This is a genomic window from Clostridia bacterium (genome assembly GCA_035561135.1).
Taxonomy (GTDB): domain Bacteria; phylum Acidobacteriota; class Terriglobia; order Terriglobales; family Acidobacteriaceae; genus DATMYA01.
Window position 1 is genome coordinate 218,764 of record DATMYA010000052.1, and the last position, 21,191, is coordinate 239,954.

Consider the following 21,191-nt stretch of genomic DNA (forward strand, 5'->3'; position numbering starts at 1 on the left):
CCTGCATCGGTTTGCAAGGTAATGCCATCCGCTTACCAGAGCGATGTCCTGAGTCGAGCCTTAGGCGGCGAATCGCCGTCGCTGATGCAAGTCCGTCAAGCCGGAAAGGGCGCCGACGCTACGCCTTCACCGGCAAGTTGCTCCAACACCTGCTTCAGAGCCGCAAGAATCTCATCCGGCCGGTTGGACTTCACCGTGAACTTAAGCACGCCCTGTGGCGTGAACTGCGAACCGCGGCTTGCGGCGACGAACTGCGCCAGCTTGCCCGGGTCCACTTCCGCCTTTTCCGTGAACTTGATGCTGACGAGATCGCGGCGGCGTTCGATGGCGGCGACCCCAACGCGTTCGCAGAGCAACTTGAGCGCGGCGTATTCCAGCAGATTTTGTACCGGCGCGGGTTGCGGGCCGTACCGGTCCTGCATTTCGGAAGCGACGTCGGCCAGTTGAGTTTCGTTCTCGATGCCCGCGATGCGCTTGTACATGCGCAGGCGCTGGTTTTCCTGCGGGATGTACTCGGCGGGTATGCGAATGTTCAGGCCAAGGTTGAGTTGCGTCTCGACTTCGTCGGGTGCCTGCTCGCCCTTGATTTCGCGCACGGTGCGTTCGAGCATCTGTGTATAGAGTTCAAAGCCGATGGCCTCGATGTGTCCGCTCTGTTGTCCGCCGAGCAGATTGCCTGCGCCGCGAAGTTCGAGGTCGAGCGCAGCGATCTTGAAACCCGCGCCGAGGTCGCTGAACTCCTTAAGCGCAGCCAACCGGCGGCGTGCAAGGTCCGTGAGGTCGCGATCGGCAGGGATAAGCAGATAGGCGTAGGCACGGCGGTTCGAGCGCCCGACGCGTCCGCGCAACTGGTATAGCTCCGAGAGGCCGTGGCGGTCTGCGCGATTGATGATGATGGTGTTGCACAGCGGAATATCGAGTCCGTTCTCGATGATCGTGGTCGCCACGAGAATGTCGGCTTCGTGACGCATGAAGCCCAACATGACCTTCTCGAGTTCGCCTTCCGAGAGTTGCCCGTGCCCTACGAGCACTCGCGCGCTGGGCACAAGTTCGCGAAGCTTCGCCGCGATCTCGTAAATCGTTTCAACGCGATTATGGACGAAGTACACTTGGCCGCCGCGCTCAAGCTCCTGCTCGATCGCGGACCTGATGAGCTTTTCATCCCACGCGGCCACCACGGTCTGGATGGCCATGCGATCCTTGGGCGGAGTCTCGATGACGCTCATGTCGCGAAGCCCGACAAGCGACATGTGCAGCGTGCGCGGTATTGGCGTCGCCGACATCGTGAGCACGTCCACTTCCTTCTTCAATTGCTTGAGCCGCTCTTTGTGGCGCACGCCGAAGCGCTGCTCTTCGTCAACCACGACCAGGCCCAGATTGTGGAAGGTGATGTCCTTGGAGAGCACGCGGTGCGTGCCGATAAGGATGTCCACCTTGCCCTGTTCAACTTTCTCAATGATCTCCTTCTGCTGCTTCGGAGTGCGGAAGCGGCTGATCATCTCTATGGTGAGCGGGAAGGCGGCGAAGCGGCGCTTGAATGTTTCGTAATGCTGGAATGCCAGGACAGTTGTCGGAGCCAGCACGGCGACCTGGCGATTGTCGCTGATGGCCTTGAATGCCGAGCGCATCGCAACTTCCGTCTTCCCGTAACCGACGTCGCCGCAGAGCAGGCGATCCATCGGTTGCGTGGATTCCATGTCTCGCTTGATATCGGTGATGGCCGAGAGCTGATCGTCCGTTTCGTTGTATTCGAATGCATCTTCGAATTCGCGCTGCCATTCGGTGTCGCCAGGGTATGCGTGTCCCTCGGCGGTCTTGCGCTGGGCATAGAGCTTCAGGAGTTCGTCGGCCATGTCCTGCATGGCCTTCTTGACGCGCGCCTTGGTTTTGTCCCACTGCTGCGTGCCAAGACGGTTGAGTACTGGCCTGGCGCCCTCTTGCGAGCGATACTTCTGCACCAGGTCGAGCCGCGTGAGCGGGACATAAAGTCGAGCGCCTTCCGCGTACTCCAGAATCATGAACTCGGCCTTGCTGCCATCTGCCTGCGCGATTTCTCGAAGACCTTGATACTGGCCAATGCCATGCTCTACGTGCACGACGTAGTCGCCGACGGCGAGGTCGCGGAAGTCCGAGAGAAACGCAGAGGTCTTCGACTTCTGCTTGAGCGGGCGATAAGCGACCGTCTCGGATTCGTCGAAGAGGTCGCGCGTGCCGTAGATGACGAGCGCGGAGTCGGGCAGCACCACGCCATCGGGCACGAAGGCCTTGGCGAGCGTGGTTGCCGAGAAGTCCTCGGCGAAGTAGCCGGCTTCGCCTGCGTACGTTTCACCGCCACGACCGGTACGGCTGCCGAGACGGTACGGCAGTTTGTACTCGGCAAAGATGTCTGACAGGCGTTCAAGCTCGCCGGTCGAACCGGCGCTGAACAGCACTCGTTTGCCTGCGGCCGTGAGTTTGCGGATCTCCTCGGCCGCGGCCGGAACCGACCCATGGAAACGCGTCGTCGGTTGCGACGAGAAGACAACGTGCTCGCCATCCGACGAACTGATTATGCCGAGTTGCTCAACCTCCGCGCCGGGAATCTGCTCGACACGCGCTCGCCACGCTTCCGGAGTGAGATAGATATCCTCAGGACGGATGAGCTTGCCGATGCCGCTGCGCTCGTGGGCAGAGTTGACGCGATCCCACCAGGCGTCAAAATCGCGATGGATGAGCTCAGGCTCGTCGATGAGCACAGGCGAAGCGGGAAGCAGATCGAAGATCGTGCACTGCTCCCGAGCGGCCACAGGGGAAAAGAACTCCCATCCGGGGAAGACGGTTACGCCGCCGCTGCGCACAGCTTCTTGCACGGCCTGCTCGTCGCCTTCGATGCGGCGTCCGGAAAGGCGCGCATGGATAGCCCCAAGTATCTCTTCCGTGACTGGCGTTTCCGTGAGGGGCAGCAGTACCGCTTCATCGCCTTCCGTTGATGAGCGTTGCGTGCCGGGATCGAACTTGCGAATGGACTCGACCTCATCCCCGAAAAGCTCCATCCGAAGTGGGCGATCTGCTTCTGGAGGGTAGACGTCCAGAATGCCGCCGCGCAGGGCGTACTCGCCGGGCATCTCGACCATGTCCGCCGAGGCGTAGCCAACGGTGTTCAGATGCGTAAGCAGGTCGTCGACATCGAGGGTGTCGCCCTTGCGCACGACACGTGCAAGCGAGTTGTAGAATTCAGGCTCGCGCAAGCGCACGGCCGACGATGCAAACGGCACGATGACGATTGAAACGCTGGAGGTCGCAATGCGCCACAGAGCCTGTGCGCGAGCTTCCTGAATTTCCGGGTGAGGGGACAGGTTTTCGAAAGGAAGCACGTCGCGTGCCGGAAGGTAAGCAACCGAGTCGGGGTGAGCGGCGCCTGTAAGTTCACAGAAACCCTGGACCACGGGCAGCAACTCCTCTGCCGAGCGATTGTCCGTTACAAGCAGGATCAGCGGCCGTCCGATGGCGCGGTACAGCAGCGCGTAACACAAGGCCTTCGCCGTCGGGGTGAGTCCAGACAGACGAATACGCCCCGTGCCGGACTTCAGATGGGTGGCGGCACGCGAGAAAGCTGTGGAATTTTCGGCGTCCGCGAAGATTTCGCGAACGAAGGGGAGAACCATTGCTTTTTCATTCTATCAGCCCGGAAACAGCCAGCATGGGAGGGAATCTTGAGCGGGCTGGCAATGACGATCTGCAAATTGTTGTTGTCCTCCTGCGCGCAGCGAAGGAGCCGCGGAGTCGAGGGATCCCCTTTATTACGCCCAGATCTGTGGAACCGAAAGGCAGAGGCGCAGTAGGGCTTCTTCGACTCGGGTTGACCTCCTCACTCAGGACGACAGTGAATTTCGACTCGCTGTTGCTATAGTGGATCGTTCCATAGATTCGCCGCCTCCAATACCCCGTCGCAGCAGGCGCGTGGAATACGAAGGCGTGCACGGCAAGGATCACAGATGGCCCGCAAACTTGAAATCTCCCGCGAACTACAGAAGAGAGCTGAACAGTACATTCCCGGCGGAGTGAACTCGCCAGTACGAGCCTTCCGCGCCGTTGGCGGCGACCCGCCATTTCTGGTACGCGGCGAGGGCTCGCACGTGTACGACGCCGATGGCAACGCCTACATTGACTACGTTGGCTCGTGGGGGCCACTACTCCTAGGCCACGCTCGGGCGGAAGTGGTGGAAGCCGTTGTGGCCGCCGCTCGCAAGGGCACGAGCTTTGGCGCTTCCACGCCGACAGAGGCCGATCTGGCCGAGGCCGTGGTGCATGCCGTGCCTTCCATCGAGAAGATACGGTTCGTAAGCTCCGGGACGGAAGCGACGATGTCGGCAATCCGCCTGGCGCGCGCGTACACGAATCGCAAGTACGTGGTGAAGTTCGAAGGCTGTTACCACGGCCATACCGATGCCTTGCTGGTCAAGGCCGGCTCAGGCGTGGCGACGCTTGGCATTCCGGGCTCGGCAGGCGTGCCGGAGGAGTTCGCAAAGTTCACGCTGGCACTGCCCTATAACGATACGAAGGCAGTCGAGGAAGCTTTCGACAAGCTCAAGGGGCAGATTGCGTGCGTTATCGTGGAGCCGGTGGTGGGCAACATGGGTTGCGTGCCGCCGAGTGCCGGCTACCTGCAATTCCTGCGCGACGTCACCAAGCGTGAAGGCACCGTGCTGATCTTCGACGAAGTCATGACGGGCTTCCGCGTGAGCTACGGCGGAGCGCAGGAGCTCTACAAGATCAAACCTGATCTGACGACGCTCGGCAAGGTGATCGGCGGCGGACTGCCGGTGGGCGCCTACGGCGGGCCGGCGGAGATCATGAACATGGTCGCGCCGCTCGGGCCTATGTACCAGGCCGGCACGTTGAGTGGTAATCCGCTGGCGATGGCCGCCGGACTCGCAATGCTCTCCGCCCTCGCTGACAATCGCGAAGAAATCTACGGACGGCTGGAGAAGCTCTCCGCGATGCTGACGAACGGCGTTCTCGAAGCCGCCCGCGAATCGGGCATTCCGATGACTGTAAACCGCGTGGGGTCCATGTTTACGTTCTTCTTTACCGACAAGAAAGTCACGAACTGGGAGACGGCGGCAACGTGCAGCACAGAACAGTTCGGGCGCTTCCATCGCGGCATGCTCGATGCCGGCGTCTGGCTGCCGCCATCGCAGTTCGAGGCGGCCTTCTTGAGCGCCGCGCACACCGATCAGGACGTGGAAGACACAATTGCCGCCGCCAGAGAGTCGCTGGCGCTGGTGACTGCTTAGTTTTTCTCGAAAGAGATACAAGCACATGAACGAGCGTCTAGCCGCCATTGCAGTTCAAGGCGGCTTGCGTCAGCGCCGGTAGATACCGGACTGAGCCTGCGGTGAGGGCTCACCACCAATCGACCAAGCCGTTTTATCTTGTTGAGCCACTGCTCCTTCCCTACAATTTTGCCGAGATGAAGATTGCATGCTTGCTCGCAGCTACGCTACTTGTTGCGCCTGGTGTTCTCGCACAAGCACCAAAACTTGTCGCGGCTCGCGATACCCCTGATCGCTCTACTTTGTCTTCACAAAAGGTCGATATCCGAATCGACCCAAGGAAGCCATTCGTGTATCTCGTGCCGATTCGCGTCGGCGCTCGTCAGCCGCTGAAGGAGCACGAGCCAGACCAGGGCATCTATTTCCAACTGGTGAACAACTGTAGGCTTCCAATCACCGTAATGGCATTCAAAAGGCCGGAAGATCGCACAAGGGCTTTCACGGGGCTAGAAAACGAGATCGTCGACAATGCACGCGAGCGTGGAGCTGAGTCCGTCGGCTCTGTCGTCATGATCGATAAGGACGTGAAACCTTATCCTGAACTTCTCGACCACCCAAACGAACACGAGGCGCAACAACGAGAGGCAGTGAGAAAAGCAAGTCAGCCCCGAGCAGGCAGAGCTGAAAGACCTCATGGCTACAATTCGGGCTTTCAGCCTGGATTCGAAGTGCTGATGCTTCTGCTACCCGGGGAGAAGATCGACTTTAGCGTTCCCAAGAATCATATCGGCGAAGGCTGGCATTTTGAAGTGCCGTTCCGCTTCGCGCTAACCGAAGAAAGCGGAATGCGCCAACCCTATAACTATATTCCGTTCTTCCTTACGGACCTCCCCAAAGCGATGAGGGAGTCTTTGGAAAAATAGTGTCCGCAGCCGGGGGGTCGGGGCTGACCCTTTTTGTTGTGTGTACGCGCCGATAGAGAGCGGGAATCAACTTAGCGCAAGTAACTCCTGAGTTGGTGGCATAGTCAGAAAAGGGACAACAATGACGAAGAGACGTCCTGTCACTTCGCTTGAGAAAGTAGGCGCATTTTGCATCGGCATTTTGTTACTCGTCGTCGCCTATTATGCCCCGCTGCACGGCCTCTTCGGAAACCGGGTTAGAGGGAGACTCTTAGCGCTCGGATTCCTGCTATCGGCTGGCGGGGCTTGGACCTTCTATCGCAAAAGAAGCAGCCGTGGTTAGCTGTCGCAATCGCCTTACAGCAGTAGTCCATCGAATAGCAATCCCCGCGCAATCTTTCGACCACGTCGCCAGCAAGGCCTGAGTGCTCCGGTTCAGTTGGCGTCTGCCGCCGGGCGTCCGACGTCTGCTCTCATCATTTCGGGCACGGTTACGAACCCGTATCCCTGCGCCTTGTAGTGCGTAATCAGATTGTCCGTCGCGCGCACGGTGTGCGAGCGGTCGATGCCTATGCGTTCATGCCCGCCGTCGTGTAGGAGGATGACGTCCCCGCCCCTGATCTGCGCGTGTGCTTTGGCTTCGATCGACTCGTTCGACACGGCGTCCCAGTCGTGGCAGGTGACGCGCCACATGATGACTGCCATGCCATACTTTCGCGCGACTGAGAATGTTCCGGGGCGGCGGCCTCCGTAGGGTGGGCGGAAGAGTTTCGGCGTGACACCGCAGGCGTCTTCGATCGCTTTAGTCGTGTCTTCGATCTGGCGCCGAAGTTCGGCAGGCGAGGCGAAAATCAGGTTCGGATGCGACCAACTGTGGTTGCCGATGGCGTGACCGGCGGCAACGATGTCGCGGACAATTGCCGGTTTCTGGCGAACGAACTGGCCGAGCAGGAAGAACGTTGCCCGCGCATCATGTCGCGCCAGAACGTCGAGCATCTGCGGCGTGTAGGGATCGTTGGGGCCATCGTCGTAGGTGAGTGCGAGTTGCCGCGAGCCGGGTGCGATGCCCGTGAAGTTGCGTCCGTAGAGCTGCGACCACGGAACCATGGTGTGCAGTCCCGCGAAACTTGCGGCTGCTGCTGCTCCGGTGATGGCTGCGATAGCTCCGAGCATCCTGAGCAGATTGTAACCTGCGCAGAAACGAAAACGGCAGCCGCTGCCGCAGAACTCACGTTCAGGAACTAAGCTCGATTCTTAACAGCCTGCCAAAATCGCCAGCCGTCGAGCGGACGGAATGGGAGCAGATTGGAGACGCCCAGCACGAGGTTCGACAACGCCAGCATCTGGTTCATCGTGCCGGAGAATGAAACAAAAACTATGTAAAGCGCCAAGTTGACGGAGGGTCCGGCCAAAGCCGACTGCGCTTCGACGATCCATCGGTTGGAGTGCTCACGCCGGGTGTATGCGCCACGGCCGTTCAGTCCCAGCGCCTTCACCTTCACGCCGTGATGCATAGCGACAGCGATGTGTGCGACCTCGTGCAATAGGATGGAAGCCATGATCAGCCCCGAGGCCAACGCGGCCTGAGCCCAACCCAATATCCCGGCCAGCGCCAAAGTCAGCACCGCGAAGATCCATAGCGCCGAAGCTTTCCATTCAAAGCGCAAGTTCCCTCCCTCGCCGCACACGAAATCCTTCGCGAACCCTTTCACGGAGCGGGGTTGTAGAGACTAATGTTTTTTACGATTTCTGTTAGGTTAGAGTTTCATTGGATTGGCCCTGTTGCCCTCATTGGAACGCCGTAGCCGCTTGCGTATTTCTACTTACTCGCAGGTCGGGCGTACACCTTAGGCGTGCAAGTTGCAGCCCTTTGTCGTGCTGATCCGAAGGCGGATTCGGAAGCAAAAGTTTACTCATCGCGCAATTGTGTGGAAGTGGCAAGGCGAGATATGCTGCGCACTTGATTCCTCGATTGGACAGGTGCTTATGCATGCGGCAGTCGAGGACGCGCTAATAGAATCATGGCTAATTTTTTCGAACCACCCCGTTATATCGCTGTGGAAGGCCCAATACGCGTCGGGAAGTCGACGCTCGCCAGGGTGATTGCCGAACAGTTGCACGGACAGCTGGTGCAGGAGCCGGAAGACAATCCGTTCCTCGGACACTTTTACGACGGTGATTCCGGAGCGGCATTCCAGACACAGTTCGCTTTTCTTATTCAGCGTTATGAGCAACTGCGCGCACTGGAAGTGGGCCCGAACTCCCGCAAGATTGTGGTGGCCGACTACATCTTCGAAAAAGACAAGTTGTTCGCCTGCCTCAATCTAAGCGATCCCGAGTTGCTGGTCTACGAGCGCTACTACAAGCTCTTCCAGGAACAGGTTCCCACGCCCGATCTTGTGATTTACCTCCAGGCTTCGACCGACGTGTTGAAGAAACGCGTGCGGAAGAAGAACGCCTCGACGGAGAAGGCCATCAGCGAGGACTACCTCGATGAAGTCGTTAAGGCCTACGAACATTTCTTCTTCCACTACACGGCGAGCGATCTGCTGGTGGTGAACACCAGCGAAATCGACTTCGTGGAGCACTCGGAAGACCTTCAGCAGTTGCTGCGGCGAGTGAGCGAACCAGTGAAAGGCACTCAGTACTTCCTCCCACTGGGCGGGGACGAACGAGGAGTAGGGGCGTGAGTAGAGGCAGTTCATATTGAGGCGACTGATAGCGTTGTCGCGCGCAGTGGTTTGTCAGGCCGATTGTTTCCGACTACAATTCATGCGGCTGCATCCTAACAAAGTAGCTTTCTTGCTGGAGCTGTAAAAGGGTGCTGTTCAAAATGGCGGGATCCCCAACCCGCATCAATAACCGGGGCCGTACGGGCGATCCGTGCTAAGGCACTGATTCCTGTACCAGGCGGTATCTCCGAACGGAGAACTGCACTGGAGGTCATGTGAGCCTTACGACGGGCGATTTCCGCTCGAAAGTCACCACCCATACATTGCTGGAAAAGAAACAGCGCGGCGAACGAGTCACCGTGCTGACGGCGTACGACTACGCGAGCGCGCGCCTGGTAGACGAGGCCGGCATCGACGTAGTGCTGGTCGGCGATTCGCTGGCGCAAACCATGCTCGGATACGAGAACACTCTATCGGTCACCATGGACGAGATGATGCACCATGTGAAGGCCGTGCATCGCGGAGTGAAGAACGCGTTCCTGATCGCTGACATGCCCTACGCTTCGTACCACGTTGGCACGCGGGAGGGCTTGCAAAACGCCGCGCGCTTCATCAAGGAAGGCGGGGCAGAGGCAGTAAAGATCGAGGGCGGCGAGAAGCGCGTGGACCTCATCCGCCGTATGCAGGATGCCGAGATCCCCGTCGCGGGACACATTGGCCTGACGCCGCAATCGCTGCACGTGATGGGCGGCTACAAGGTGCAGGGTAAGTCGCTGAACGCCGTGGAGCATCTGATGCGAGACGCGGAAGCGCTGGACCGTGCCGGCGTGTGCTGTCTCTTCCTGGAAGGGATTCCGCGCGAAGTGGCCGCCATGATCACCAGTGAGGTCGAAACGCCGACGATTGGAATCGGGGCAGGCCCTGATTGCGACGGCCAGGTGCTGGTTTTCCACGACATCCTGAACCTGACGTTCGCGCCTCCGGCGAAGTTCGTGCGCCGCTACGGCGACGCGGGTGCGCTCATCACCGACGCCGTGACGAGCTTCAAAGACGACGTGAAGACAGGCGCGTATCCGGCGGACGAAGAGTCTTATCATCTGCCGAAAGAGACACAGGCGGCACTGGAAACGATCGCCGCGCGAAAGCGCACGATGCGGAAGTAGGTCGTGGAAGTAAACTGACTGCATGAATAGTCCTGCAATAGTTGCGCTGCTTCTGCTGCTGACAATTTCTGTGTTCGCGCAGCAGACTCCGTCGGGAACTGCGGCGAAGAAGCCGACGTCGTCTCGTGCCCCCTCTGTGCCAGCAGCCAGCGCCAGCGATGACTCTGCCACTAGCGCGAACCCTGGCGGAGCTGTCAAATCTGACACTTCTTCTTGGCCGCAGTACTGTTCGGACGAAGCCGGGTTCTGCGTCAATTACCCGCAGAATTGGAAGAGGCTCGGGGAGGTCTTCCAGGGCGCGGGCATGGTTGTTGCGCTTCCGCAGGCAGGAGTGGAACAGGAACTTTGGACCCAGGTCACAGCCGCAGCGGTCGCATTGCCGGACGAGCCTGAGGGCAAAGAACGTCCCGCATTCGAAGACGTTGTGAACGTCGTATTGGAATCGGTTGAGCCGGGAAGGCAAAAACAAACGCTGCATCGTAGTGCACTGACATTGGATGGATTCTCGGCGCAAATGGTGAAGGTTCAGTACGCTGACGCGGGCGGCAAACCGTGGGTGGAAGAAGTCGTGTTCATCGATGGCGATGACGTCATCTATTCGTTAGCGTTGCGCTGCGCACCGAAGGACGTTGCCGCTGTGGAGCCCGTGTTCCTGGCAATGGTTGATAGCTGGAAGGCTTCTGCCAGTGCTCCGAAGACCCCACCGGCGCCGCCTGCTCGCACGACCAAACCTGCCGCCGCGGGCAAGGCAGGCACTCCTGCGCGAACTGCCACACCTTCAGGCCAGACACGAACGCAGCCTTCTGCTCCATCACTATCTGCGCCGAAGCCGCACTGATCTCCGCAAACGACCGTTAAGCAACACCTCGCGCAGCCGATCACATCAGAGCAGGAATGACCCGATGGAAAGTTTCCAGGCTGCTCGCGGCCGTAGTGTTTGTCTTTGCGCTGCTTCTCTCGAATCCCGCCGCTGCGCAGGTGAAGATCGCACAGATCAGCGATTCGCACATAGGCCTGGCCAGGGCCCCCGAGGGTTCTGACAATCTGCGAAAAGTGGTGCGGATGGTCAACGATCGCAATCCGGACATTGTGGTCGTCAGCGGCGACATCGGCGAGCGGCCAAGCGCATGGGATGATGCACGCAAAATTCTGGGCGGACTGAAGGCGAAGGTGTACTACATCCCCGGAAACCACGACGTACACTCAACGGACGTGGATCGTTACCGCCGGGCTTTTGGCGATGACTATTACAAAATCCGCGTGAAGAACGTCGTGATTTATGCGCTCGATTCGCAGTTGCTGGGCAACTGGGATAAGTTCGAGGCACGCACCGAGCCGCCCGTTCCGAAAGAAACGCAAGCCGAAGCCGACAAGATGCTGAACTGGTTGAGCAGCGATGCAAAAGGCGCCGCCGAGGATCGCGGCGAGGGTCGGGACAGAGACAAGGGCCGCGACAAAGACAAGAACAAAGGCCGGGGCGATAAGGATAAAGGCAGAAAAGACAATAAGGGTGAGGGACGCGGCGACGCGGGTGACATAGTTCTAGCCATGCAGCACGTTCCGGCAGTGCGCGCTGGTGGCTTTCCGAACGACTCGAAGCCGTACTGGGTGGTCAACGACCCGTATCGTTCTCGCGAACTCGATGCGCTTAAGAAACTCGGGGTACGACACATACTGGCGGGTCACTGGCACAGGGGCATGGTGTTCGACGCCGCAGGATTTACTTGGCATGTCGCCCCAGCGACAAGTTGGAGCCCATTCGGCGCGAAGCTCGGGTTCGCGATGCACACGGTCAGCCCAGACGGAAAGGTGAACACTCAGTTTGTGTATCTGGACGGCAGCACGGAGTAGAAGCAAACGGGAAAGGTGAGGCGGCCTTGAGGGGCCGCTTTTTCCGTTGTCCGCGACGATTAGCGTACGCCGCGAGTTACACTGTTCGGCGATGAGGATTCTGCACACAATCGCTGACATGCAGGCTGCTTGTCATGAGCTTCGGCTGGCTGGCAAACGCATCGGCTTCGTACCCACTATGGGCGCTCTGCACGCCGGACATATGTCGCTGGTGAAGGCCGCACGCGGACAGTCGGACGTGGTGGCTGTATCGATATTCGTGAACCCGCTTCAGTTCGGGCCGAGCGAGGACCTGGCGAAGTACCCACGAAACTTCGAGTCCGATCGACAACAGCTTGAAGCCGCAGGCGTAGCGCTGCTTTTCGCTCCCGAAGCCAGCGAGATGTATCCGAAGGACGCGAGCACCCTCGTTTACGTCGAGGGCTTGAGCGAGAAACTGGACGGGGCTTCGCGCCCGGGACACTTTCGCGGAGTCACAACCGTAGTCGCGAAGCTGTTTGAGATCGTGCGCCCGGAGCGCGCGTTTTTCGGTCAGAAGGACGCTGCACAGGTGGCAGTCATTCGCAAGATGGTGCGCGACCTGAACATGGATGTCCAGATTATCGTTTGCCCCATTGTGCGAGAGCACGACGGTTTGGCGATGTCTTCGCGCAATGCGTATCTCTCTCCCAAAGAGCGTCAGCAGGGGCTTGTTCTGTATCGCGCGCTGACGCGCGTGCAAGCGTTAGCAGATCGTGGTGAGCACGATTCTTCCCGGCTGGTTGCAGCAGGCCAGGCGGTCATAGCAGATGAACCGGGCGCGCGGCTCGATTACTTCCAGATCGTCGATCCCGACACGCTGAACCCCGTGACGGACGTGAGCCATTTCGCGCTGGTAGCGGTCGCCGCGTGGTTTGGCTCGACGCGGCTGATTGACAACTTGCTACTGCAAACGGGCTCGGCCGCAGGCGGGCCTTCAATGGCGGGCGAGCAAGGCGAGTGATACTGGGTAGGTAGAACGCTGGGTTGCTGTTTTGTTAGAGCAGCTGGCGCACTCGCCGACTCGGCTTCGCCTTTCGCGTTAGCTGACTCGCTTACCGGATACCAGCTGACTTCCCGCCACAATATAGCGCAGGGGATGATCAACGGCTTTCGTGATTCCGATGCGAGGGGTTTCTGCGATTCGCGCAGGCTGGTAGCCGTCGTCGGCCAACCACAGGTCTGAGCGGCGAGGGCTTGTCATGTCTTTACCGTTATCGCGCAGGCGCGTGATAGCGAACGCATGAGCAAGGCGACCGGGGCCGCTGGTGAGCTGTCGCAACTGCGTGGCGCGTGGCGCTGGCGACAACTCGACATGGCGCAGGCGCGCCATCTCGGCCAGGCCCGCGACCGGCTCAAGTGCGCGAAAGAGAACGCCGCCAGCTTCCCCATCTGGAAGGCAGGAAACGTTCAGGCAGTAGTGATTTCCATAGATGAGATAAATGTAAGCAAAGCCCGGCGGCCCAAATAGAACGGCATTGCGAGCCGTTCGGCCCGCGGCAGCGTGCGCGGCGTGGTCATCCACGCCAAGGTAGGCCTCGGTCTCCACGATGCGTCCGGCAAGTATGCGCTCCCCATGACGCCGGATAAGCAGCTTACCAAGGAGTTCGCGTGCGACCTGTCGCGTGTCCCGATTGAAGAACTCGCGCGGCAAGGGGTGTGTTTTGCGCAAATCGAACAAGCCAGGCGAAGGGCTGAGCGCCACGGGCGCCGTGGTGTTCTGTGCCGCCGAGGCGAGAAGATTGTCGACGCTGGCTTGCCTGCCAGCTTTAGAGCTAAGCCTCTGCCTTCGCATTTTTCAATCCAACAAGCGTCTAGAAACTTTTAGCCAGCGTCCAGACAAAACTCAAGACTCAATCTTTGAAGGGGCACGCCTTCAGGCGTGCCCTAAGTCGCACTGAAGGAAAGCGGCTTTTAGCCGCTGAGGGTCAATGTCTTCAATTGCAGGCCTAAAGGCCTGCTCCACCCAATCTCTCTCCTGCTGTTTCTAGCTGGCCTTCGCTTGCGCAAGAACCTCTTCAGCGTGTCCTTCGGGCTTCACCTTGCGGAAGACGTGCACGATCTCTCCCTCTGGACCGATTAGAAAGGTCGTGCGCTCGATGCCAATGACCTTCTTGCCATACATGTTCTTTTCCTTGAGCACGCCGAAGGCATTGGCCATACTCTTGTCTGCATCGGAGAGTAAGGTATACGGCAGGTCGTATTTCTGTTTGAATTTCAGTTGCGCCGCAGGCTTGTCGCCGGAGATACCGAGGACCACGAGGCCGGCCTTCTGCAGTTTTTTGTATGCGTCGCGGAACCCGCACGCTTCAATGGTTCAGCCGGGTGTATCGGCTTTTGGAAAAAAGAAGAGAACGACGTTCTTGCCCCGAAACTGCTGGAGCGAAACCGTGTTCCCGTTCTCGTCGGGCAGACTAAAATCGGGTGCTTTCTCATTGACGTCCATGACTGAATATCTATACCTCAAGATGGTGAAGGAAACCATGCGTACGTGGCAGGTACTGGCATTAGCCACCATGGTTCTGATCTGCGCTCCGTTCGGGCAAGCGCAGTACCGCGCCAAGCCTAAGCCGAGAACCTCGCCGAGAGCAGTCGCCGTTCTGGAGATCCTGCCGGGAGGTGCAGCCCGCCTTTTCCCCGTGTCGCTCCTGCTGGATGGCAGGTTCTACGACGCGAGCCTGTATGCGGCGAAGCCGGCTCCTATGTCGCTCTACGTCGATACAGTGTACGAAGCTCAGAAGACTGGTACACCGGTCGGTCTGTTCACCGTGGCAGGTGCGCGACGCATGGGCGACCTCTGGTGGGGTGAAGGCACTTGGACGCCCTTCGCGAGCGGCGAGTCAAAAGATGCTGCACAAGACAAGACGGCGGGGCAGTCCGGCGAAGTCACGGTTAAGACCGCCACTACTGATAAGCCGAAACTGAAGGACGATGACGATCCCGACCGCCCCGTTCTGAAGAAGCCTCCTGCGCAGAATGCGCCCGAGGATAAGGCGAAAACTCCGCAAACGGCGGGCACTGCTCCAAAATCCGCCGAGAAGCAGCCGGACGATCCAGACCGTCCAACGCTGCGCCGTGGACGCAGCACCCACAATGACGAGCCCGTCGAGCCACCGACCATGACGCTGAAGCCGGGCACGCCGATGGCAAAGCCGATCGACGTGATGGTGGCCGTCAGCGACCCAGACCCTACTCAGGGGCATCCGTTCGACTTCCTATGGAGTGACCAGGAAAAGCAGCGTTACACACGGGAGATGACGTCGCTCGCAGCAGCAGAGTTGCGCAAATTTTCCGCAGGACGTAATGGCCCGATGCTGCCGACCTCATTCACCTTCACCGAAGAATCGATACGCGCTCTCGACGTCGATTACAGCAATTCGCCGGAATTGGTATTCACAGGGCGCTACGCAGTTCCGGGCGGTTGGAAGGCAGCCGGTGCCGCTTCCGCTCGCGAATTCGAGTTATACGTCACTGTCATCGGTCGTCCCGACTACGACAGCAATGTGCACAAGGGCTTCGCAGTCGCGACCGACTCGGCGCACCTGGACGCGTATCCACGCCTGGAATTGGTCGACGGCGTTGATGCCGATGGCGACGGTCGCGGCGATTTGCTGTTCCGGCGGATCACCGACGTGGGTCGCAGCTACATCCTCTATCGCGTGTACTCCGGGCAGGTGCAGAAAATGTTCGAGGGCGGTTCGGGACAGTAGCGAAACGGTAATCGTCATCCAATGTGTGTCATCGATGTGACACCAGAAACGATAGGTCATCTTGAGGTTGCGCCCGTCATTGGCGCAGCCGAAGATATGCTTATGCTTTGTTCTCAGTAGCGGCAAAAAGCAGATCCCTCGCTCCGCTCGGGATGACACTTCTCTTCCACGTTCACAAGATTGTTTACCGATTCCTCATCTCTCGATTCTGCTTGACAACTGAACAGCGTTCATCATAATGAACGCTGTTCATTATGACTTCTCTTTCCAGACGCGATCAGCAACGCTCGCAACTCCGCCGCGAAATCCTGGATGCCGCGAGCGCCGCTTTTGCGAACAAGGGCTACGAGCAACTCTCCATGCGCAAGCTGGCGGCCCAGCTGGCGTGCTCGCCCGGCACGCTGTATCTCTATTTTCGCGACAAAGACGAGCTGCTGCACGCCGTGGTCGAAGGGAGCTTTGCGGAATTGCTGAAGGGTCTGCGTGCAATTCCAGACGACGGCGACCCGGTCGGCTTGTTGAAGACGAAACTGCGGGCGTACATCGAGTTCGGGCTACGCAACCCCAATCACTACAAATGCGCGTTTGTGCTGCCGCCCGGGCAGGATCGCAAGCGGCCCTACAAGCCTCATCCGGCTTTCGATGAACTGGTGCAAGCGCTGCGGCGGTGCGTGGAGTCTGGCCTCTTGCCCGAGGCAGACTTGGCAACGACAAGCCAGGTCGTCTGGTCGTGCATCCATGGGTTAACGTCGTTGTTGATCGCGAGGCCGGCGTTCCCGTGGGTGGACAGAGAAAAGTTGATCGATGAATTGATCGAGACTGCAACGGCCGGGATCGCTTTCCGCGCCGTGACTGCAAGCAAGAGAGAAGGAGGGCGCAATGGGAGCTCCCGCTCTAGGTCGCGAAAGTAAGACAAAGGAATCTTTGGGAGTAGGGCACCGGGCATGGCTGCTGCTGGCCACGGCTGGGGCGTTATTGCTGGTTGCGAACGGCCGCAACACGATTCCGCTGGCGGCTTGGCTTGCGCCCGTGTTCCTGCTGCGCTTCACGCGTGGAGGCCGTGCCTGGGCTCGCCTACTGACAACATTCTCGGTGCTATTTGCAACGTGGCTCTTCCAGTTTCGTGGAATGGTTCCTGCGCCAAGGCCCATTGTCATCGCCGTTGCAGTGGCGTTCTCGCTGGCGCTGCTTGTGCCGTATGCGATAGACCGTGCGCTCTCGCCACGGCTTCGCGCGGGATGGGCGACGCTGGTCTTTCCGGCGGCTTGGGCGGGGACGGAATACCTCGTAAGCATCGTGTCGCCGTATGGCAGTTGGGGCGCGGTGGCATATTCGCAATTTGGCGAACTGCCGCTGATGCAGCTTGCTTCTGTTACGGGACCGTCCGGGATCACCTTCCTCATGGGATGGTTCGCTTCGACAATGAATCTGGCGTGGGCGCGCGACTGGATCTGGCGCGATGTTCGTAAGCCGGCTGCAGCGCTTGCAGTGACATTCGCGGCAGTGCTGATAAGCGGTGGAGTTCGACTTGCGTTCTTTCCTCCCGATTCGGCAACTGTAAAAGTAGTTTCGCTATCGCGCGGGAACTTCCCAACTGCGCCGACAGAAGACCTGGAACGGAGCCTCTTCCGCAACCTGCCGCTGACGGATGCTGAAGTGGATTTGATCCGCAACAGCACGCATCTTGGCACGGACGATCTGCTGGCAAGAACCGAACGGGCCGCGGATGCAGGCGCGAAAATTGTCTTCTGGAGCGAAACCGCGGGAGACGTCTTTAAGGAAGAGGAGGCGGCGCTGATCGCACGGGCTCAGGGACTGGCGAGCCGTAAACAAATCTATCTCGGGCTCGGACTTGGCACATATCAACGTGGTGCCGCGAAGCCGCTCGAGAACAAGATCGTGCTCATCGCGCCGAATGGCCAGATAGCATACGAATACTGGAAGGCGCGTCCAGTGCCCGGGAGTGAAAAAAACATTTCGAGCCAGCTCGACGGCAAAATCAAGACGGCCCTGACCCCTTACGGACGTGTCGCGTCGGCCATCTGCTTTGACCTGGATTTCCCGCAACTGCTGGCGCAGGCGGGGAAAATGAATACCGACATCCTGCTCGCGCCTTCCAACGACTGGCTGGCCATTGATCCGTGGCATACACAGATGGCGGCGTTCCGAGCGGTGGAGCAGGGCTTCAACCTCGTGCGGCAGGTGCGCACGGGCCTATCAATTGCCGTGGATTACCAGGGCCGCGTGCTGGCGCAGATGGATGATTTCGTTTCGCCTGACCGCGAGATGACGGCGTACGTGCCCACACGCGGCGTCCGCACCATATACTCGCGGATAGGCGACGCGTTCGCATGGGCATGCCTATTAGGGCTGGCGATTCTGCCGCTCGCAACGCGGAGGCGTTCCTAACGAAAGTATCCGTACGCACGTCTAAGATACGGACGGTACTCATCATCATGCGCAAGACAGCCATAGCAGTACTAACAATGCTGCTGCTGAGCATATGTGGAGTCGCGCAACAGTACACCACTAACACCAGCCTCACCACAAGCAAGCTTGCCGAGAATGTCTACCTGATCCAAGGCGAAGGCGGGAATGTTACGGCGCTGATCGGCGAAGACGCCATTCTGCTTATCGATTCGATGTTCCCGGAAACAGCAGCGGGCCTCGATGCGGCGCTGAAGAGTCTTTCGCCGAAACCCGTTCGCTACGTCATCAATACGCATTGGCACGCCGATCACACTGGCGCTAACGAGTACTTCGGCGGGCGGGGCGCAACCATTGTGTCCAGCGAACCGACGCGCGCGTGGTTGGCTTCGCGCGGAAACGACTATCGACCAAATGCTAAAGCCATACCCACGCCAACCGCTGGCCTTCCGGTGGTCGCCTTTGGTGAGGACTCGACGTCTATTTCAGCGGCGAACGCCTGCAGCTGCGTCGCCTCGGAACGGGGCACACGGACGGAGATGCGGGAGCGTTCCTGACAAAAGCGAACATTGCAGCAATTGGCGATACGTACTTCGGGGCATTCCCGACACGGAACGTGCTCGCCGTGCAATCTGCTATGGAGCAATTCCTGGCGATGTTGCCGGACGATGTGCAGATCGTTCCCGGGCACGGCAGCGTGCTTCGAAAGCAAGAACTGGTCGAGTACTGCACAGCGCTGAAGGAAAGCGTTCAATTGATGCAAGCGGCGATTGCAGGCGGCAAAACGCTGGACCAGGTACGCGAGGAGAAGTTGCTGAGCCGGTTTAAAAAGTATTCAGCGCCGTACATGCCTCTCGAGAAATTCGCGTCAATCCTGTTTCGCGAACTCAGCGAGAGCGAACATCCGTAAAGGGCACAGCCACGCAGCACGGGGGGGAAGCCCATTGTTTTTATCGGCCCTCGAGCTTCTTCGATAATAGAGCCTCGAGCAGTGCCGGATTCGCTCGGCCTTTGCAGGCTTTCATCACTGCTCCCGCGAAGTATCTGGCGACCGTCTTCTTGCCTCCGCGATACTGATCGAGCTGCCTGGGATTCGCGGCGATGACGTCATCAATGATTTTCTCCAGCGCGGACGCGTCCGTAATCTGCTCCGGCTTCTCAGCTTCGTACACGGCAGGGAAATCCTGACGACGCTCGAAGCACCGATTGAAAAGGTCTTTCAGCATCTTGCTGCTGAGGGTGCCTTGTTCCACGAGTTCGGCCGCGCCAGCAAGCCCCTTGAAGCTGATTGGAGACTCATCCAGCCGAAGGCCAGCGGCGTTCAGTCGCCCGAGTAGTTCGCCCTGAATCAGATTTGCGACACGCTTGGGACTCCTCGCCGCACGCGCGACCGTCTCGAATTCGTCTGCCATGTTCTTCGTCATCGTGAGCGTGTACGCCGCCTGCTCGTTGAGGCCATAGTCGGAGACGAAACGGCGACGCCTTGCCTCCGGCAACTCGGGGAGGTGCTCGCGAATCTGCTGCTGCCATTCCTCATCAAGGACGAGCGGGAGCAGGTCCGGCTCCGGAAAATAGCGATAGTCGTGCGCGCGCTCCTTGCTGCGCATGATGAAGGTCTTGCCTTCGGCGGCGTTGTACAGCCGCGTCTCCTGCTCGATTCTGCCGCCCGCGTCGAGGACTTGTTCGTGACGCGCTATTTCGTACTCGATCGCCTGTCGGATAAAGCGGAAAGAATTAACGTTCTTGATCTCGGCCTTCGTGCCCAACTCCATTTCGTGGCGCCGCCTGATGCTAACGTTAGCGTCGCAGCGCAGCGAGCCTTCCTCCATGTTGCAGTCGCTCACGTCTGTATACAGCATGATTTCCTTCAGTCGCGTGAGGTATTCGTAAGCTTCGCCGGCGGAGGCGAGGTCGGGTTCGCTGACGATCTCAATGAGCGGCACGCCGGAGCGGTTGAAATCGACGGAAGTAAGCTCGGCGCTGTCTGCCAGTCCGTCGTGCATGCTCTTGCCGGCATCCTCTTCCACATGCAGGCGCGTGATGCCGATGCGCTTCACACCGCCGTCGGTGGCCTTGATTTCTAGGAATCCGTGCTCGGCCAAGGGCTCGTCATACTGCGTGATCTGATAACCCTTGGGAAGATCGGGGTAGAAGTAATTCTTGCGTGCGAAGACCGAGCGCTTATTGATGCGGCAGTTCAGGGCCATGGCGGCGAGCGCGGCCAACTCGACAACCCTGCGGTTCAGCACCGGAAGCGCGCCCGGCAGACCAAGACAGACCGGGCAGACGTTCGTATTCGGCGGTGCGCCAAACCTGGTCGAGCAGGAACAGAAGATCTTGCTCTCCGTAAGTAGTTGTACGTGAACTTCCAGCCCGATGACTGGCTCGTATTTCGATTGCGCAGTTACAGGAGTCTCCGGCATCCTGGCCATAGTCGGGCATTATAAGCGCGCTTGGCAGCAGGGTTTCGGCTTGCATTAGCAGGCAGCATCAGAAAACGGCGGTGCCCCAGGTTGGCGCCCGTCGTTGGCGCTCATAACCTGAGATATATATATCTGTCTCTGCCATCGCCCGCCTCGGCTTGCATTGATGCCGTGAACGTTGCCCATGCAATCCCTCGGATGCTCAATTCGAAGTCGACTTTACCTTATCGATGGCCACCCCTCCCGCCGCCAGTTCCACTACGGGACAAAAGGCAATAGCGTGTGTCCGTTAACAGTTGTGCGTTGACACCACGGTTGGGTAGTCTTTCGCCGATGTTTCCGATCCGTTTCCAGTTGTTGTGTCAGACCAGCCGCTCTCGCGGGCCAAGCTGGGCGCTGTGTAGCAGCAAAGATCAACCTTGGAGACATACTGATGAAGGCATTCATATCTGCTCTAGTCGTGGCGCTGTTAGCAGCGCCACTTTTGCTATTTGGGCAAGACCAGGCCCCCACCTCCAGCACAACATTTGTCAGGCGGCAAAGTACACAGCCGCCGAAACACATCAAGACGCCCGAAGAACGCGAGGCGCTTCTCTACACAGCCTTCTTCCAAAGCGTGTTACGGACCCAGAGGCAGAACGCGAGGAGGGGCAACCCGCGATTCAACATAAGTTCCGGGGTTGTTCATACGAGACACGAAAATAGAACCTTACGCGGTTAATCAAGATGAGCTCGGGAGATTCTTAGGAGACATCAATTATGCTCCATAT

18 protein-coding genes are annotated in these 21,191 nt (G+C 59.0%); 12 read left to right on the forward strand and 6 right to left on the reverse strand.

Annotated elements, in window-relative coordinates; translation table 11 throughout:
- Positions 1–95: 95 nt before the first annotated feature.
- Complete coding sequence (gene mfd / locus VN622_12225; protein HWR36627.1) at positions 96–3,644, reverse strand: transcription-repair coupling factor; 3,549 nt, start codon at positions 3,642–3,644, stop codon at positions 96–98.
- Positions 3,645–3,974: 330 nt separating this feature from the next.
- On the opposite strand from mfd, the gene hemL reads away from it, so the two are divergent.
- Complete coding sequence (gene hemL, locus VN622_12230) at positions 3,975–5,276, forward strand: glutamate-1-semialdehyde 2,1-aminomutase (protein HWR36628.1); 1,302 nt, start codon at positions 3,975–3,977, stop codon at positions 5,274–5,276.
- A gap of 191 nt (positions 5,277–5,467) precedes the next feature.
- Positions 5,468–6,178: a hypothetical protein gene (locus VN622_12235; protein ID HWR36629.1), complete on the forward strand. Its 711-nt coding sequence runs from the start codon at positions 5,468–5,470 to the stop codon at positions 6,176–6,178.
- Positions 6,179–6,592: 414 nt separating this feature from the next.
- On the opposite strand, the gene VN622_12240 is transcribed toward VN622_12235, so the two are convergent.
- Positions 6,593–7,330: a polysaccharide deacetylase family protein gene (locus tag VN622_12240; GenBank protein ID HWR36630.1), complete on the reverse strand. Its 738-nt coding sequence runs from the start codon at positions 7,328–7,330 to the stop codon at positions 6,593–6,595.
- 68 nt (positions 7,331–7,398) lie between these two features.
- On the reverse strand, positions 7,399–7,824 hold the full coding sequence (locus VN622_12245) for a hypothetical protein (protein HWR36631.1): 426 nt from the start codon (positions 7,822–7,824) through the stop codon (positions 7,399–7,401).
- Between the two features lie 354 nt (positions 7,825–8,178).
- On the opposite strand from VN622_12245, the gene VN622_12250 reads away from it, so the two are divergent.
- The 5 genes from VN622_12250 (at position 8,179) to panC (ending at position 12,825) form a co-directional block, all read left to right on the forward strand.
- Positions 8,179–8,847, forward strand: a complete 669-nt coding sequence (locus VN622_12250; protein ID HWR36632.1) for a deoxynucleoside kinase — start codon at positions 8,179–8,181, stop codon at positions 8,845–8,847.
- Positions 8,848–9,104: 257 nt separating this feature from the next.
- Positions 9,105–9,992, forward strand: coding sequence for a 3-methyl-2-oxobutanoate hydroxymethyltransferase (gene panB / locus VN622_12255; GenBank protein HWR36633.1), 888 nt, complete (start codon positions 9,105–9,107; stop codon positions 9,990–9,992).
- A gap of 22 nt (positions 9,993–10,014) precedes the next feature.
- On the forward strand, positions 10,015–10,830 hold the full coding sequence (locus tag VN622_12260) for a hypothetical protein (GenBank protein ID HWR36634.1): 816 nt from the start codon (positions 10,015–10,017) through the stop codon (positions 10,828–10,830).
- A gap of 56 nt (positions 10,831–10,886) precedes the next feature.
- Positions 10,887–11,843 (forward strand): metallophosphoesterase, encoded by a 957-nt coding sequence (locus VN622_12265; GenBank protein ID HWR36635.1) that lies wholly within the window; start codon positions 10,887–10,889, stop codon positions 11,841–11,843.
- 91 nt (positions 11,844–11,934) lie between these two features.
- Positions 11,935–12,825: a pantoate--beta-alanine ligase gene (gene panC, locus VN622_12270; protein ID HWR36636.1), complete on the forward strand. Its 891-nt coding sequence runs from the start codon at positions 11,935–11,937 to the stop codon at positions 12,823–12,825.
- A 78-nt stretch (positions 12,826–12,903) separates the two neighbouring features.
- On the opposite strand, the gene VN622_12275 is transcribed toward panC, so the two are convergent.
- Together VN622_12275 and bcp are read right to left on the reverse strand one after the other, a co-directional pair.
- Entirely contained in the window at positions 12,904–13,656 is a 753-nt protein-coding gene (locus VN622_12275) for a DNA-3-methyladenine glycosylase (GenBank protein HWR36637.1), read from the reverse strand.
- A 192-nt stretch (positions 13,657–13,848) separates the two neighbouring features.
- Complete coding sequence (gene bcp, locus VN622_12280) at positions 13,849–14,307, reverse strand: thioredoxin-dependent thiol peroxidase (GenBank protein HWR36638.1); 459 nt, start codon at positions 14,305–14,307, stop codon at positions 13,849–13,851.
- Here bcp and VN622_12285 point away from each other — a divergent pair.
- The 5 genes from VN622_12285 to VN622_12305 all read left to right on the forward strand — a co-directional run bounded on the left by VN622_12285 (position 14,306) and on the right by VN622_12305 (position 18,908).
- On the forward strand, positions 14,306–15,571 hold the full coding sequence (locus VN622_12285) for a hypothetical protein (GenBank protein ID HWR36639.1): 1,266 nt from the start codon (positions 14,306–14,308) through the stop codon (positions 15,569–15,571). The genes bcp and VN622_12285 overlap by 2 nt on opposite strands.
- Before the next feature lie 254 nt (positions 15,572–15,825).
- On the forward strand, positions 15,826–16,482 hold the full coding sequence (locus VN622_12290) for a TetR/AcrR family transcriptional regulator (GenBank protein ID HWR36640.1): 657 nt from the start codon (positions 15,826–15,828) through the stop codon (positions 16,480–16,482).
- On the forward strand, positions 16,451–17,980 hold the full coding sequence (locus VN622_12295; protein HWR36641.1) for a nitrilase-related carbon-nitrogen hydrolase: 1,530 nt from the start codon (positions 16,451–16,453) through the stop codon (positions 17,978–17,980). The genes VN622_12290 and VN622_12295 overlap by 32 nt, the downstream gene beginning before the upstream one ends.
- 77 nt (positions 17,981–18,057) lie before the next feature.
- Positions 18,058–18,555 carry an MBL fold metallo-hydrolase gene (locus VN622_12300; GenBank protein HWR36642.1) on the forward strand — a complete coding sequence of 166 codons (498 nt, stop codon included), beginning with the start codon at positions 18,058–18,060 and terminating at the stop codon, positions 18,553–18,555.
- Positions 18,556–18,623: 68 nt separating this feature from the next.
- Positions 18,624–18,908: a hypothetical protein gene (locus tag VN622_12305; protein HWR36643.1), complete on the forward strand. Its 285-nt coding sequence runs from the start codon at positions 18,624–18,626 to the stop codon at positions 18,906–18,908.
- Between the two features lie 40 nt (positions 18,909–18,948).
- Here the strand turns inward: VN622_12305 and gatB are convergent, their stop codons facing one another.
- Entirely contained in the window at positions 18,949–20,430 is a 1,482-nt protein-coding gene (gatB, locus tag VN622_12310) for an Asp-tRNA(Asn)/Glu-tRNA(Gln) amidotransferase subunit GatB (GenBank protein HWR36644.1), read from the reverse strand.
- Between the last annotated feature and the right edge of the window lie 761 nt (positions 20,431–21,191).

What these genes read in the sequence shown, in the direction of transcription:
- mfd (HWR36627.1), bottom strand. Translation starts at nt 3,644, where the DNA reads ATGGTTCTCCCCTTCGTTCGCGAAATCTTCGCGGACGCCGAAAATTCC.
- hemL (HWR36628.1), top strand. Translation starts at nt 3,975, where the DNA reads ATGGCCCGCAAACTTGAAATCTCCCGCGAACTACAGAAGAGAGCTGAA.
- VN622_12240 (HWR36630.1), bottom strand. Translation starts at nt 7,330, where the DNA reads ATGCTCGGAGCTATCGCAGCCATCACCGGAGCAGCAGCAGCCGCAAGT.
- VN622_12250 (HWR36632.1), top strand. Translation starts at nt 8,179, where the DNA reads ATGGCTAATTTTTTCGAACCACCCCGTTATATCGCTGTGGAAGGCCCA.
- VN622_12260 (HWR36634.1), top strand. Translation starts at nt 10,015, where the DNA reads ATGAATAGTCCTGCAATAGTTGCGCTGCTTCTGCTGCTGACAATTTCT.
- VN622_12265 (HWR36635.1), top strand. Translation starts at nt 10,887, where the DNA reads ATGACCCGATGGAAAGTTTCCAGGCTGCTCGCGGCCGTAGTGTTTGTC.
- panC (HWR36636.1), top strand. Translation starts at nt 11,935, where the DNA reads ATGAGGATTCTGCACACAATCGCTGACATGCAGGCTGCTTGTCATGAG.
- VN622_12275 (HWR36637.1), bottom strand. Translation starts at nt 13,656, where the DNA reads ATGCGAAGGCAGAGGCTTAGCTCTAAAGCTGGCAGGCAAGCCAGCGTC.
- VN622_12285 (HWR36639.1), top strand. Translation starts at nt 14,306, where the DNA reads ATGACTGAATATCTATACCTCAAGATGGTGAAGGAAACCATGCGTACG.
- VN622_12290 (HWR36640.1), top strand. Translation starts at nt 15,826, where the DNA reads ATGACTTCTCTTTCCAGACGCGATCAGCAACGCTCGCAACTCCGCCGC.
- VN622_12295 (HWR36641.1), top strand. Translation starts at nt 16,451, where the DNA reads ATGGGAGCTCCCGCTCTAGGTCGCGAAAGTAAGACAAAGGAATCTTTG.
- VN622_12300 (HWR36642.1), top strand. Translation starts at nt 18,058, where the DNA reads ATGCTGCTGCTGAGCATATGTGGAGTCGCGCAACAGTACACCACTAAC.
- gatB (HWR36644.1), bottom strand. Translation starts at nt 20,430, where the DNA reads ATGGCCAGGATGCCGGAGACTCCTGTAACTGCGCAATCGAAATACGAG.